The organism is Actinophytocola sp. (assembly GCF_045807065.1).
Lineage (GTDB): Bacteria > Actinomycetota > Actinomycetes > Mycobacteriales > Pseudonocardiaceae > Actinophytocola.
This window is the reverse complement of record NZ_JBJMIE010000074.1, coordinates 1-13,250: the sequence shown is the minus strand read 5'-3', so window position 1 is coordinate 13,250 and position 13,250 is coordinate 1. Positions and strand designations below refer to the sequence as shown.

Genomic DNA, 13,250 nt, shown 5'->3' with positions numbered 1-13,250 from the left:
GGGCGTCCAGTCCCTGCCCTTCCAGTCGATCAGGTGCTGCGGGTCGCCCTCGAGGCCCTCCCACCAGATGTCACCGTCGTCGGTCAGCGCGACGTTGGTGAACACGGTGTTGCCGCCTTCGATGGTCTTCATCGCGTTCGGGTTGGTGTGGTAGTCGGTGCCCGGCGCGACGCCGAAGAAGCCCGCCTCCGGGTTGACCGCGTACAGCCGGCCGTCGTCGCCGAACCGCATCCACGCGATGTCGTCACCGAGCGTCTGGACCTTCCAACCCGGGATCGTCGGCTCCAGCATCGCGAGGTTGGTCTTGCCGCACGCGCTCGGGAAGGCCGCCGCGATGTAGTAGACCTTGTTCTCCGGGGAGATCAGCTTGAGGATCAGCATGTGCTCGGCGAGCCAGCCGTCGTCGCGGCCCTGCACCGAGGCGATCCGCAGCGAGTAGCACTTCTTGCCGAGCAGGGCGTTGCCGCCGTAACCCGAGCCGTAGCTCCAGATCTCGCGGGTCTCCGGGAAGTGCGAGATGTACTTGGTCTCGTTGCACGGCCACGGCACGTCGTCCTCGCCGGGCTCGAGCGGCGCGCCGAGCGAGTGCAGTGCGGGCACGAAGTCGCGCTCGGACCCGTCCGGTGCGGTGAACGCCTCGAGCGCCCTGGTCCCCATGCGGGTCATGATCCGCATCGAGACCACGACGTACGCGGAGTCGGTGATCTGCAGGCCGAGCATCGGCTTCTCGGCAGTCAGCGGACCCATGCAGAACGGGATGACGTACATGGTCCGGCCACGCATCGAGCCGCGGTACAGCTCCGTCATGGTCGACTTCATCTCGGCCGGGTCCATCCAGTTGTTGGTGGGACCGGCGTCCTCGGGGTCGACCGAGCAGATGAAGGTGCGCTGCTCGACGCGTGCCACGTCATCCGGGTCGGAGGCGGCCCAGAAGGAGTTCGGCTTCTTCTTGAGCCGCTTGAACGTGCCGGCCTCGACCAACTCGTCGGTCAGGCGCGTCCACTCCTCCTCCGAGCCGTCGACCCACACCACCGCGTCGGGGGTGGTCAGCTCGGCCACCTCTCGGACCCAGGAAAGAAGCCGCTCGTGCGTAGTCGGTGCGTTGTCCACACCCGGGATTGCTACTGCCGTCATCTCTCGCTTCATCTCCTGCCGTTGGGCGCCGCCAATGACGAAGGACGCCGGTGTCCGACATGCGGACGTCGACGTCCTGACTCCATGAACGGCGAAGCACCCGTCCGGTGATCGGACGGGACTCGCTTGGGGATGCTCTGAGAGTAACCGCGCGGCCTGTTCGTAAACGAGATCTGACGTGTCAGGTGGGCCACAAGACCGATTTAGGTATCGATTCAGCACCCGTTTGACACGAGTGGTCTAGCACACAAAGACTGATCCCGGCAGGCCAGAGGCTCTGCCGGGATCGGTTCAGTTCTGTTAAGTGCACAAGTGGTCTAGCTCACGACCACGTTCAGCGGTCGGCCCAGACGGCGTCCGAGGACGAGGAGGAAGAGGAGGAGCTGTCGGGGGTGTAGTTGCCCTGCTCGTCGATGTGGCCCGTCTCCTCGGTGGTCCACTCGTCCTCGCCCGTGTGCTCGGCGACCGTCACGTCGCCGTCGGACTCGATGATCACGGCCTGGTCGGCCTCGCCGTCGCCGTCCGTGTCGGTGAACGCGTAGGTGGTGCCGTCCGTGTCCGTCACCACGGCGGTGTCGTTGACGCCGTCGTTGTCGGTGTCGTACGTGGCCGGGCCGGCGTCCGCGTCCTCGCCGCCCTGCACGTCCACGGTGATGTCCTCACCGGTGCCGGACGTGTCGGTGGTGCCGGTCGTGCCGGTCGTGTCCGTGGAGTCGTCGGTGCTGTGGGTGCCGGACCCATCGGCATCGTCAGCGCCGTCACCCGTGGCCGCCGGCAGGTTGTCGACGTCCTCCTCGGTCCACTCGCCGGTCGACTCGTCGTACTCGGCGGCCGCGACCGGGTTGCCGTTCTCGTCGTACTCGACGGCGACGTCGGCGGTGCCGTCGTGGTCCGTGTCCGCGAACGCCAGGTAACCGTCCTCCGTCTGGACGACCGCCGTGTCGTTCTGACCGTCCTGGTCCATGTCGTAGTTCTCTTCGGCGTTGTAGTGCTCGCCGTCGATCTCGACGTCCAGGGAGTCGTGCCCCGAGTCGGTGGTGTCGGTCGAGTCGTCACCGTACGTGTCGTCGGTGCTGTCGGTAGTGGTGTCGTCGGTCGTGTCGTCCACGTACACGGGTGCCCCCTTAAAGGTCCATCTAGTGCGTTGCGGCATGTATGACTAGCGGTAAGCCCGGGCGGTTCCCTCAACTTCTCGGCTGAGCTCTCACGCCCGGTCGCGCACCGATCTGATGCTGGCCAGCAGCTTCTCGGCCCGCTCCCGGCCGGCGGTCACGTCGGTCAGGCGCTTGTTCACCAGGTTGAGACGCTTGGTGCGTTCGGCGGTGTCCAGGCGTAGTGCCTTGTCTACCTCACGAAGCTCTTCTTCGATACCCGCGATCCGCTTGCCGAGCGCCTCGTCGAGAGCGAGCGAGAGCTGCTGCTCCGCTTCGATGAGCTGCTCGGCCAGCAGCTGGTCCACTGTGGAGCGGGCGTCGGCGATGGCCTCGCCCAGCCACTGCTTCATGTGCTGCTTGTCCGCGGAGTGCTTGCGCGTCTTGGACAGCCACCACCCGGCACCGAGCGCGATGGCGATGGTGGGCACCAGCAGGACCGGTGCGACGACCAGTCCGGCCAGCGGCGCGACCGCCAGCTTGCCGGCGCTGAACCCGCCGGTGACACCCATGAAGACGAGCAGCTTGTCCTCGGTGGTCGGTGGGCGCCGCTCGGCCTGCCGGATGATGATCGGCGAGCCCGCCCGCGCGAACTGCGCCCGGATCATCGTGAGCTCCTCCGACGTGAACAGTTCGCCGAGGACGATCTCGGCGACCTGGTTCAACCGGTAGGCGACGCCGTGGCTGATCCGGGTCGACACCATCTGCAGCGCGGCGTCCACCTGGGGCGGCAGCTCACGCAGCTTGTCGCGGTCGGCCGCGTCGATGGCCTGCCGGAACCACGACTGCACGTCGCGCATCTGCCGGCCGACCTCGTGGTTGTTCTCGACCCGGGTGCGCTGGAGCTCACCGCGCATGCGCACCTGCCAGCCCTTGGTGGACGAGCGGCGCTCGCCGGTCAGCTCCTCCTTGCGGGCGCGGAGCTTCTCGGCCTCCTCCTCACCGGTGGACAGGGCGCGCTTCTCCGCCTCGAGCCGGACCTGCAGCTCGGCGAGCGCGGTGGACAGCGCGCGCATGGTGTTGGCCTCGCCGAGCATCGCCGACCGGCCGGCGAGCAGGTTCGTCAGCGCGGTCCGCAGCTCGTCCACCCCGGACCGCTCGCGCAGCATGGCCGCGGCCTCCGGGGTGGGTGCCTTCGCGGCCATCTCGTACATCCGCGCGGAGACGGGGTGGAACGTGGCGCCGGCGAAGCGGGGCGCGTGCTCGGCGAGCAGCGCCAGGTCCGCCTCCATCACCTGCCGCCACCCGCGGTAGGCGTCCACCTTGGACAGCGCGAACACGACCGTCTCGACGCTCTCGCCGACCGTGGCGAGGAAGTTCAACTCACCGGTGGTGAACGGCGCGGACGCGTCCACGACGAACAGCAGCGCGGTCGCGGACTCGGCGGCCTCCTTGGCCAGCTCGCCGTGCATCGAGTCGAGGCCGCCGACCCCCGGGGTGTCCACGATGGACAGCTTCGCCAGGAACTCGGACGGACCCTCGATCTCCACGTACCGCGGCGGGAGGTGACCGCTCGGCAGCTCGTGCGCGGCGGACACCCAGTTGACCAGCTCGGGCAGCTCGACCGGCACCGGCGCGACCTGGCCCGGGTAGCAGGCCCGGGCGCCCCACTCCTCGGCGTGCCCGAAGACGAGGTAGGTCGCGGTGGCGACCTCGGCGTCCACCGGGGACAGTCCTGGCTGACCGATGAGCGTGTTGACCAGTGAGCTCTTGCCGCGGTTGGTCTCGCCGACCACGACCGCGGACGGCTTGTTCCCGCGCTTGGCGCGCACCTCGTCGACCCAGCGGGCCGAGTCCGGGTTGACGTCCGCGAGCAGGGTCAGCAACTTCTCCCGGGTCGCCTTGACCTGCTGGGGCAGCGTCGGCTTCTGCTGGGCAGGGGCGCTCACGACCGTTCCTCCTCCCCGAAGTCAAAGGTGTTGGTCACGCTGGGGAAGGAGCCTTCTGCCTGGTCACGTACTCGTGGCTGGCTTGCGCCACGTTCCCCTGAGGTGCGGTCGAGAAGCCAGCGGGGTGTCATGAGGCGCTCTTGCTGTAGACGGTCACTATGGGGACCCGCAGCACCTCGCCGCGGTCGCGGAAGCCGACGACCTCCGTCTCGGCGACCACGCCGTCCAGGTTCTCGTCGGCGGTGGCGACCGTGCCGCCCGCCTCGTGGTGCGCGGGGTCGAAGCGGACGCCGTCCGGGCGGATGGCCTCGACGCCGACGGCGATGAGTCCTTCCTCGATGCGCTCGACCACGCCGGGGCTCTTGGCGCGATCCAGCGCGTACAGGCACAGCTGCACCAGCGACTTCCGCTCGGCCAGGGCCTGGTCGAGCGCCACCGCCTCGACGCTGGGCGGGGCCGCGTCCGGATCGGCGAAGTCGCCGCCGGACACCACGCCGTCGGCGGCGATGCCGGCCTGCGGACCGGGTTGGGGCGCCGGTTGGGGAACCTGCTGCGGCGCCTGGGGCGGGGCCTGTTGGTACTCGGCGGCGCGCACCGCGTCGGCGATCACCCGGGCCTTCACCTCGATGGTCGACTCGTCCTGGTCCTCTTGCGACTCGCGGCGCTTGAACCACGATGCCATGTGCCTCACCCCGCCTGTTCGCGAAGCTGTTGCCAGATAAGGAAGTACGCGCGGTGCACGACGTGTGCGACGCGGCTCTGCGCCGGTGTCGCGCCGAACGACGCGAACGACCGCCACCACCCGGCCCGTTCGAGGGCGTAGGCGGAGAGTTCTCGGGGTGGGCGGCCCTTCATGCCCAGCTGCTCGCCGATGTCGGCGCTGCTGCCGACGCGCAGGACCTCCTCGGCGAGATCTTCGGGCATGGCGACCGCGCCGGACGTGACGAGGGTGAGCGCCTCGAGCAGGCGCAGCTGGTGTGCCTCCGGCTTGGCCAGCAGCACCTCGATGGCGTCGTGGACCCGTTGCCGCTCGCCGGGGTCACCGGAGGCGTGGGCTAGTGCCGTGACGGAGGCGAGCGCGGCGGCGGCCTTGATACCGTCCGCCCGTGCGCGGAACACCGCGTCGAGCCGGCCCCGGACCGAGCTGAGGCCGGATGCGTTCAGCAACGTTCTGCGCAGTGCGCCGGCGGTCAGCTCCGGGTCGCGGCGCAGCGCGTCGACGGCGGTGCGGATGCCGTAGAGGTCCAGCTTCTCCAGCAGGCGGACCCTGGTGCCCTCCGGGACCTCGCAGTCCCAGGTGGTGAAGATGTCCGCGGACATCAACATCGTCTCCCAGGTCGCGTCGTCCAGCTTGGACAGCGAGCGCAGCGCGTCGGCGTCGGCGGAGGTGAAGTTGCCGGACTCCGCGGACTCGGCGAGTAGGCCGATGACCGGGATGACGTCCGCGACGCGGGGCTTGAGCGTCGAGGCCTGCTTCTCGGCGAGGAGGCTGGCGGCCCGCCACACGTCCCCGTCGGCGCCGGCGACCGACTCGGGTGCGATCGTGTCGGCCTTGTTCAGCAGGGCGATCGCGTTGACCGGGCCGGCCTCGCGGCTCGCGGTGGCGGCGGTGAACGCGGCGAGCGCCTGCTGGTCGTCGGCGCGGACGCCCTGGGTCACGACGTAGAGCACGGCCTCCGCGCCGGCGACGGCGTTGCGCGAGGTGTCGTCCAGCTCGTCGGAGCCCTCCTCCTCGCCGTCGTCCTCCTTGCGGTGCTTGGCGGCGCCGAGGAGCTGCTCGGTGCGCCTGACCGACGCCGCGTCGAGGGAGCCGAGGCCGGGGGTGTCGATGACCGTGAGGTCGCGCAGCACGGCGTTGGTCAGGTACGCCTCGAGGTGGGAGACCTTGTCGAAGTCGACCTCGAGGTCGTTGGGGATCATGCCGTCGGCGGAGAAGGGCAGCACCTGCTTGCGCCCGTCGTCGAAGACGATCTCGACGCGGTCGACCGTGCCGTACTGGAACCGGGTGACCAGCCGCGTGCACTCACCGACGTCCGTGGGCGCGACCCGCCGGCCGATGAGCGCGTTGACCAGCGTCGACTTGCCGGACTTGATGCGCCCGGCCACCGCGACCTGCAGTGGCGCGGACAGCCGCCGCAGCACCTCGCGGAACCCCGCCGCGGTGCGGGCGGAGACCTGCGGCTGCAGCCGCGTGCACAGGTTGGCCACCGCGGCCGACAACGGACCGGCCGGCTGCGGCTGATCGGTCGCCGTCGTCATGTCACCCCCTCAGTCCTTCGCACCGCTGATCGTGCCATGGCGGACCGACAGCCGGGTCGAGGTCCCACGGATCCGGCCACATGGCATCTCAGCCGGCCGTCAGCCCGCAGGACTACCGGCGATCAGACCCTGGCGGGACGTCACCACCGCTGCCGGTGCTTACGCTGGGGTTCGTGCGGCGGCTCAGCCTGTGGATGAAGGCCCACCCGATGGTCGGGGACACGCTGATCGCTGCCCTCATCGCGGCGTTCGACCTGCTGCTGTTCGTCGCCAGGGTGGTCGAGCCGCAGGCACAGCCCCGGCCCGAGCCGTGGTTCATCACGCTGCCGCTGATCGTCGGGATGGTCGCGCCGATCGTGTTCCGGCGCAAGTACCCGCTCACCGCCGCGTACCTGGCGCTCGCCATCGGGATACCGCACTCCCTGGCGGAGATCGGCATCGGGAGCGTGGTCACCGGGTGCATCGCGCTCTACACGCTGGTCGCCTACGTCGGCCGGCGCGCGGCGTTGCTGTACCTCGCGGTCTCCGAGGTCATCTCGCTCGTGCAGCTGCCGCTGCAGCAGCCGGACGACTGGGTCCTCGGGCTGATCATGACGAACCTGGCGCTGGCGTTCTCCTGGGCGCTCGGCGAGTTCATCGGCGCCCGCCGGGCCTACCACGCCGAGGTCGAGCGGCGGCTGCGGCTGCTGGAGACCGAACGCGACCAGCAGGCGCGGATCGCGGTCGCCGAGGAGCGGGCCAGGATCGCCCGCGAGCTGCACGACGTGGTCGCACACGCGGTCAGCGTGATGGTCGTGCAGGCCGACGGCGCCGCGTACGCCGTGCACAGCCAGCCCGAGCTGGCCGAGCGCGCGGTCAAGACCATCTCCAGCACCGGACGGGAGGCGCTGACCGAGCTGCGCCGGCTGCTCGGCGTGCTGCGCAGCGACGGGAACGGCGGCGAGCGCACGCCGCAGCCCGGCACGCAGTCCCTGTCCGACCTGGCCGGCCGCGTCCGGGCGGTCGGCCTGCCGGTCCGGCTGGACATCGTGGGCAACGTGGACGACCTGCCCGCCGGCGTCGGCCTCGGCATCTACCGGATCGTGCAGGAGGCCCTCACCAACTCGCTCAAGCACGCCGGGCCGGGCAGCTCCGCCGTCGTCCGGGTGGCGCGGGCCGGCGACCAGGTCGAGCTGTCCATCGTGGACAACGGGCGGCGGACCAGCGGCACGCTCGTCGGGGTGTCCGGCGGCAACGGGCTGATCGGCATGCGGGAGCGCGCGCTCGTGTTCGGCGGCACCCTCGACGCCGGGCCACGCGCCGCCGGCGGGTGGGAGGTTCGCGCAAGCCTGCCCATCGGGAACTCCTGAGGCACTACGTTGAGCTACGTGATCAGGGTGGTGCTCGTCGACGACCAGGAACTCATGCGCGTCGGCTTCCGGATGGTGCTCGGCGCGCAGGAGGACGTGGAGATCGTCGGCGAGGCCGGCAACGGCGAGGAGGCGGTCAGGCTCGCCGAGGACCTGCGGCCGGACGTCGTGCTGATGGACGTGCGCATGCCCGTGCTCGACGGTGTCGAGGCCACGAAGCTGATCACCGAGCGGGGGCTCGCCAAGGTGCTCGTGATGACCACGTTCGACCTCGACGAGTACGCGCTCTCGGCCCTGCGCAACGGCGCGAGCGGGTTCCTGCTGAAGGACACGCCGTCCGTCCAGCTGGTCGCCGCGCTGCGGTCGGTGGCCAGCGGCGACGCGGTCGTCTCGCCGAGCGTCACGCGCCGGCTGCTCGACCGGTTCCTCGGCGCCGCGGGCGGCGAGATGCGGGACGTCGCCATGCTGGACGTCCTGACCGAACGCGAACGCGAGGTAATGCTGCTGATGGCGCAGGGGCTGTCCAACACCGAGATCGCGGGCAGGCTCTTCCTGTCCGAGGCGACGGTGAAGACGCACGTCGGGCGGGTCCTGTCCAAGCTCGACCTGCGGGACCGCGTGCAGGCCGTCGTACTCGCGTACGAGACCGGGCTCGTCCGCCCGGGCGAGGCATGAACCGATCCTCAGCTGTATCTCAGGGTCGGTAAGTCAGGGTTCCCTCAGGGTGGTTACGGATATCGCCAGCCTTTTGGTTGATGGAACCTAATCCCAGAAGTTGACCTGAACTGGGGACCTCAGGTGGACGTGCGGCGACCTTCGGGACCGCCACTATTTGCTTCGACGGGGACACACAGACTTACTAGGGAGCGACCATGATTGAGGCAGTCGGCCTCAGCAAGCGGTACGGAAAGACGTTAGCCGTCGACAACCTGTCGTTCACCGTCCAGCCAGGCCGGGTCACCGGCTTCCTCGGCCCGAACGGCGCCGGGAAGTCCACCACCATGCGGATGATCCTGGGACTGGACAAGCCGACCGGCGGGCGCGTCGAGATCGACGGGCAGAAGTACCGGCAGCTGCACCAGCCGCTGCGCAAGATCGGCGCGCTGCTGGACGCGAAGTGGGTGCACCCCAACCGGTCCGCCCGCGCGCACCTGCACTGGCTCGCGAAGTCCAACAGGCTGCCGAAGAAGCGGGTCGACGAGGTGCTCGACCTGGTCGGCCTCACGGACGTGGCGAACCGCCGCGCCGGCGGCTTCTCGCTCGGTATGAGCCAGCGGCTCGGCATCGCCGCGGCGCTGCTCGGCGACCCGGAGATCCTGCTGTTCGACGAGCCGGTCAACGGCCTCGACCCGGAGGGCATCCTCTGGATCCGCCGGTTCATGCACCGGCTGGCGGACGAGGGCCGCACGGTCTTCGTGTCCAGCCACCTGCTGTCGGAGATGGCGTTGACCGCGCAGGATCTGATCGTGATCGGCCGCGGCAAGCTGATCGCGCAGTGCAGCACCGAGGAGTTCGTCGCGCAGGCCACCGAGAGCACGGTGGTGGTGCGCAGCCCGCAACTCGCGCAGCTGCGCTCCGCGCTCGGCCAGAAGGGCGCGACCGTCCGCGACGAGGGCCAGAGCCTGGTCGTCTCCGGGATGGAGATCGAGGACATCGGCGACCTGGCCGCGGCCAGCGGGATCACGCTGCACGAGCTGAGCCCGCAGCGCGGCTCGCTCGAGGAGGCCTTCATCCAGCTGACGGGTGACTCCGTCGAGTACCACGCGGCCCTGTCCGAGGACGGCCAGGTTGCCACCGACCTCACGCCTGCCGGGAAGTGAACCGATGACTCTGCTCGCCGTTGAACGGATCAAGCTCTTCACCACACGCTCGCCGCTGTGGTGCACCCTCGCCGCCATCGTCGTGACGGTCGGCTTCTCCGCGCTGGTCAACGGCACCGCGGCCGACCAGATGAAGCCCTCCATCGCCACCACGCAGTTCGGCATCAACTTCGGGCTGATGGTGATCATGGTGATGGCGACGCTCGCGATCACCACCGAGTACCGCTTCGGCACGATCCGCGCCACGTTCCAGGCCATTCCCAACCGAACCGGCACGCTGCTGGCCAAGACCGCGGTCGTCGCGGTGTTCGCCGGGCTGGTCGGCGAGGTGGTCGCGTTCGGGTCCGTGGCGATCGCCAAGCTGGTCCAGCCGTCCGCCAGCCTGGGCATCGACACCGCCTACGAGTGGCGGACCGTGGCCGGCGTCGGGCTGTACTTCGCGCTCTCGGCCGTGGTCGCGGTCGCGGTCGGCCTCCTGATCCGGCACTCCGCCGGCGCGGTGTCGGCCCTGTTGATCTACGTGCTGCTGGTCGAGAACCTGGTCAGCCTGATCCCCACGGTCGGCGACGACATCCAGAAGTGGATGCCGTTCAACGTCGCCAGCAAGTTCCTGACCGGCGATCCCGACCCGAGCAACACGTACGCGCTCGGCAACGGCCCGCAGCCGTCGAACGCGACGCTCAGCCCGTGGTGGGCGCTGGCCTACTTCGCCGGCTTCGCGGTGGTCATGCTCGTCATCGCACTGGTCACCGCCAACAAGCGGGACGCGTAGCGCTCGGGGGAGCCGCTGCCGCGTCGCTTGGGGGAAAGGGACCCGGGTCACCGTTCGGGGGGTGGCTCGGGTCCCTTTTTTGTTTGTCCGTTATGCCGATCGGGTGAAACCCGGCCCCGGAGATCGCGAAGTGGTAACGATCAAAGGCGATACATCGATCTGGCAGATAGGTCGGGGTTGAGTGTTGTACACCACACAACGTGGTTAATACCACGTAAAGCAGCCGTGATTCGCCCCACACCTGGCGGACAGACGGTATGAACAAGGGGTCATATCGTTGTAGGCAGTCCCAAACCACGCCCTAACTCCATACGGGCGTCACTGGAGGTGGACTTGTGACGGTGGTTGACACCGGCCCAACTGCTGATGCCGCGGCCGCGGCTGAGGAGCAAAGGCGCTCGTCAAACCAACCGTCCGAGGCGCTGCGGGTCGAGCCGCTGCTGGGCCTCGAGTGGTCACAGGCCATCGAGCAATGGGGTGGCGAGAACGCCACCACACCTACCGAGACCAGGCGTTCCTGGTTGCACCGTGCCTCCGAGCAGCAGGTGCTCGCCCTGTACCGGGCCGTCATCGAGATCGACCCGGGCGCGCCGGCGCCGTGGTGGCTGCGCGCGCTCAGCGACGGCAAGCTGACCTCCCGCCTGGAGGGCTACAAGGTCGAGGACCGCGTGTCGAAGCTGCTGGCGTCGCGACCGGGTTGGGTGTACGTCCCGTGGACCGCGGACGGCGACTCCGGCTTCTGGGAGTACGTGCCATCCGAGCGCAAACTGAGCGAACCAGGCGTCCCGACGACCCTCAAGCTGACCGACCGGCACACGGGGTGGATCGACGTGATCCGCGTACACGCCGGTGACGAGTCACCGGCGCCCGTCGCGGTCGCCGGCCTGGCGGACCTGCGAGCGAACCTCGCGCGGGTGGAATCTCTCGCCCCCTAGGCTTTCGCGTCGTGGAGAGACCCCGACGCACCGTTGTCAGCTTCGTCAACCGCGGCGGTCGCATGACCGCCGGGCAGACGCGTGCGTGGGAGCGGCTCTGGCCGGCGATGGGCCGCGACGTTCGGGAGCTGCCGGCCGGCGGCGTGGACCTGGACGGGTGGTTCGGGCGGTCGGCGCCGGTGACGCTGGAGATCGGGCCGGGGATGGGGGAGACCACGGCCGCGCTGGCCGAGGCCGAGCCCGAGGTGAACTACCTGGCCGTGGACGTCTACCAGCCGGGGCTCGCGCAGCTCATGATGCGGGCCGAGGCCGCGGGCCTGACGAACCTGCGGCTCCTGCGTGGGGACGCGGTCGTGCTCCTGGAGGAGCACCTGCCCGCCGGCTCGCTGTCCCGCGTGCGGATCTTCTACCCGGACCCGTGGCCCAAGAAGAAGCACCACAAGCGGCGGCTGGTGCAGCCCTCGCTGGTGTCCGTGGTGGCGTCGCGGCTGGCGCCCGGTGGGACGCTGCACCTCGCGACCGACTGGGAGCACTACGCCGAGCACATGCTGGAGGTCTGCTCCGCCGAGCCGCTGCTGCGCAACCGCTACGACGGCTGGGCGCCGCGGCCCTCCTGGCGGCCGCTGACCAAGTTCGAGAGCCGCGCCGAGGAGGAGGGACGCGTCAGCCGCGACCTCATCTACGAACGCATCTGACCTGATCGGGTGGTGTTGGTAGTAGAGCCGAGAGCGGAATGACCGGTTTGGGGCGTACAGTCGGTAGTTTCCAACCACCGCGTGCCACACCTCCAGGTAATCCAGCATTGCCTGACCGGGGCCGATATTCACAGGTGTGACCGCCCTCCGCGACCTACCGCTCAGCCCCGCGCCGCGATCACGCTCCGACAAGCAGTCCGTCTACGGCGAGGCCGAGGAGTTCATCCGCGCCTTCCACCGCGCCAGACCCAAGGCCGGGCATGTCGAGCCACGGCTCGCGAAGGTGCGTGAGGAGATCGCCGTCGCCGGCACCTACCGCCACCTCCCGGCCGAGCTGGCCTACGGCGCCCGGCTGGCGCTGCGTGACAGCGGCTGGTGCCCGGCGAACGTGCCGTGGCGCGGCCTGCTCGTACGGGACCTGAGACAGGTTCGCGACGCCGCGGACGTCGCCGCGCAGTGCGTGCAGCACCTGCGGATGTCGACCAACGACGGCGACGTGCGGCCGATGGTGAGCGTGTTCGCGCCGGACACCCCACGGCGGCCGGGGCCACGCATCCGCAACGACCAGCTCGTCCGGTACGCCGGGTACGCGGAGCCGGCCCGGGTGCTCGGCGACCGGCGCTACGTCGACTTCACCACCGCGGTCTGCCGGCTCGGGTGGCGGCCACCGACCGGCCGGACGGCGTTCGACAAGCTGCCGCTGGTCGTCCAGACGCCGCACGAGGGTGTCTGCGTCTTCCCGCTGCCCCGGGACGTGGTGCGGGAGGTGGCGCTGGAGCACCCCGAGCTGCCGTGGTTCGCGACCCTCGGCCTGCGCTGGCACGCCGTGCCGGTGATCAGCAACCGCAAGCTGCGCATCGGCGGGGTCACCTACTCCGCCGCGCCCTACAACGGCGTCTACATCTGCCAGGCCATCGGCGAGGACGTGTTCGCCGACGACGCCGCGTACGGGTTGGCCAGGGTGGTGGCCGACCGGCTCGGCCTGGACACGACGTCCGAGCGGACGCTGTGGCGGGACCGCGCGATCGTGGAGCTCAACCGGGCGGTGCTGCACTCGTTCGACCTGGCGGGCGTGACGATCAAGCACTCGGTCGACGGGTTCCTGCCCGCGTCCGCCGGCAGGGCCCGGCCGTCGTTCACCACCTGGGAGGACGTGGCTTTGTAGCGCTTTGGCAGGATCGCGGCATGGAGCGACTGCGTGCCCCGATCGTCCTGCCCTGCGACCAGACGTGCGGCGTGCTGCGTG

General features: G+C 69.8%; 12 protein-coding genes. 7 read left to right on the top strand and 5 right to left on the bottom strand.

Translation table 11 applies throughout. From position 1 onward, the window contains the following. From ACJ73U_RS04215 to ACJ73U_RS04195, 5 genes are all read right to left on the bottom strand, one after another. Positions 1 to 1,134 (bottom strand): phosphoenolpyruvate carboxykinase (GTP) (locus tag ACJ73U_RS04215; protein ID WP_407776174.1); only part of this gene is annotated, 1,134 nt, incomplete at its 3' end. Positions 1,135 to 1,468: 334 nt separating this feature from the next. Then, complete coding sequence (locus tag ACJ73U_RS04210; RefSeq protein ID WP_407776173.1) at positions 1,469 to 2,248, bottom strand: hypothetical protein; 780 nt, start codon at positions 2,246 to 2,248, stop codon at positions 1,469 to 1,471. A 90-nt stretch (positions 2,249 to 2,338) separates the two neighbouring features. After that, positions 2,339 to 4,174 (bottom strand): dynamin family protein, encoded by a 1,836-nt coding sequence (locus tag ACJ73U_RS04205; protein WP_407776172.1) that lies wholly within the window; start codon positions 4,172 to 4,174, stop codon positions 2,339 to 2,341. Between the two features lie 127 nt (positions 4,175 to 4,301). Beyond that, the gene (locus ACJ73U_RS04200) at positions 4,302 to 4,856 is read right to left on the bottom strand and encodes a nucleotide exchange factor GrpE (RefSeq protein WP_407776171.1); all 555 of its coding nucleotides are present in this window, start codon (positions 4,854 to 4,856) and stop codon (positions 4,302 to 4,304) included. A gap of 5 nt (positions 4,857 to 4,861) precedes the next feature. Continuing rightward, a complete protein-coding gene (locus ACJ73U_RS04195) occupies positions 4,862 to 6,433 on the bottom strand; it encodes a dynamin family protein (RefSeq protein WP_407776170.1) in 1,572 nt (523 codons plus the stop codon). Positions 6,434 to 6,642: 209 nt separating this feature from the next. On the opposite strand from ACJ73U_RS04195, the gene ACJ73U_RS04190 reads away from it, so the two are divergent. The 7 genes from ACJ73U_RS04190 to ACJ73U_RS04160 all read left to right on the top strand — a co-directional run bounded on the left by ACJ73U_RS04190 (position 6,643) and on the right by ACJ73U_RS04160 (position 13,169). Continuing rightward, entirely contained in the window at positions 6,643 to 7,782 is a 1,140-nt protein-coding gene (locus tag ACJ73U_RS04190; protein WP_407776176.1) for a sensor histidine kinase, read from the top strand. An 18-nt stretch (positions 7,783 to 7,800) separates the two neighbouring features. Then, positions 7,801 to 8,457, top strand: coding sequence for a response regulator (locus ACJ73U_RS04185; RefSeq protein ID WP_407776169.1), 657 nt, complete (start codon positions 7,801 to 7,803; stop codon positions 8,455 to 8,457). 197 nt (positions 8,458 to 8,654) lie between these two features. After that, on the top strand, positions 8,655 to 9,602 hold the full coding sequence (locus ACJ73U_RS04180) for an ABC transporter ATP-binding protein (RefSeq protein ID WP_407776168.1): 948 nt from the start codon (positions 8,655 to 8,657) through the stop codon (positions 9,600 to 9,602). Positions 9,603 to 9,606: 4 nt separating this feature from the next. Then, a complete protein-coding gene (locus ACJ73U_RS04175) occupies positions 9,607 to 10,374 on the top strand; it encodes an ABC transporter permease (RefSeq protein ID WP_407776167.1) in 768 nt (255 codons plus the stop codon). Positions 10,375 to 10,709: 335 nt separating this feature from the next. Then, positions 10,710 to 11,309 (top strand): hypothetical protein, encoded by a 600-nt coding sequence (locus ACJ73U_RS04170; protein ID WP_407776166.1) that lies wholly within the window; start codon positions 10,710 to 10,712, stop codon positions 11,307 to 11,309. A 62-nt stretch (positions 11,310 to 11,371) separates the two neighbouring features. Continuing rightward, positions 11,372 to 12,004 carry a tRNA (guanosine(46)-N7)-methyltransferase TrmB gene (trmB, locus tag ACJ73U_RS04165; RefSeq protein ID WP_407776175.1) on the top strand — a complete coding sequence of 211 codons (633 nt, stop codon included), beginning with the start codon at positions 11,372 to 11,374 and terminating at the stop codon, positions 12,002 to 12,004. Between the two features lie 136 nt (positions 12,005 to 12,140). Beyond that, complete coding sequence (locus ACJ73U_RS04160) at positions 12,141 to 13,169, top strand: nitric oxide synthase oxygenase (RefSeq protein WP_407776165.1); 1,029 nt, start codon at positions 12,141 to 12,143, stop codon at positions 13,167 to 13,169. The last annotated feature ends 81 nt before the right edge of the window (positions 13,170 to 13,250 follow it).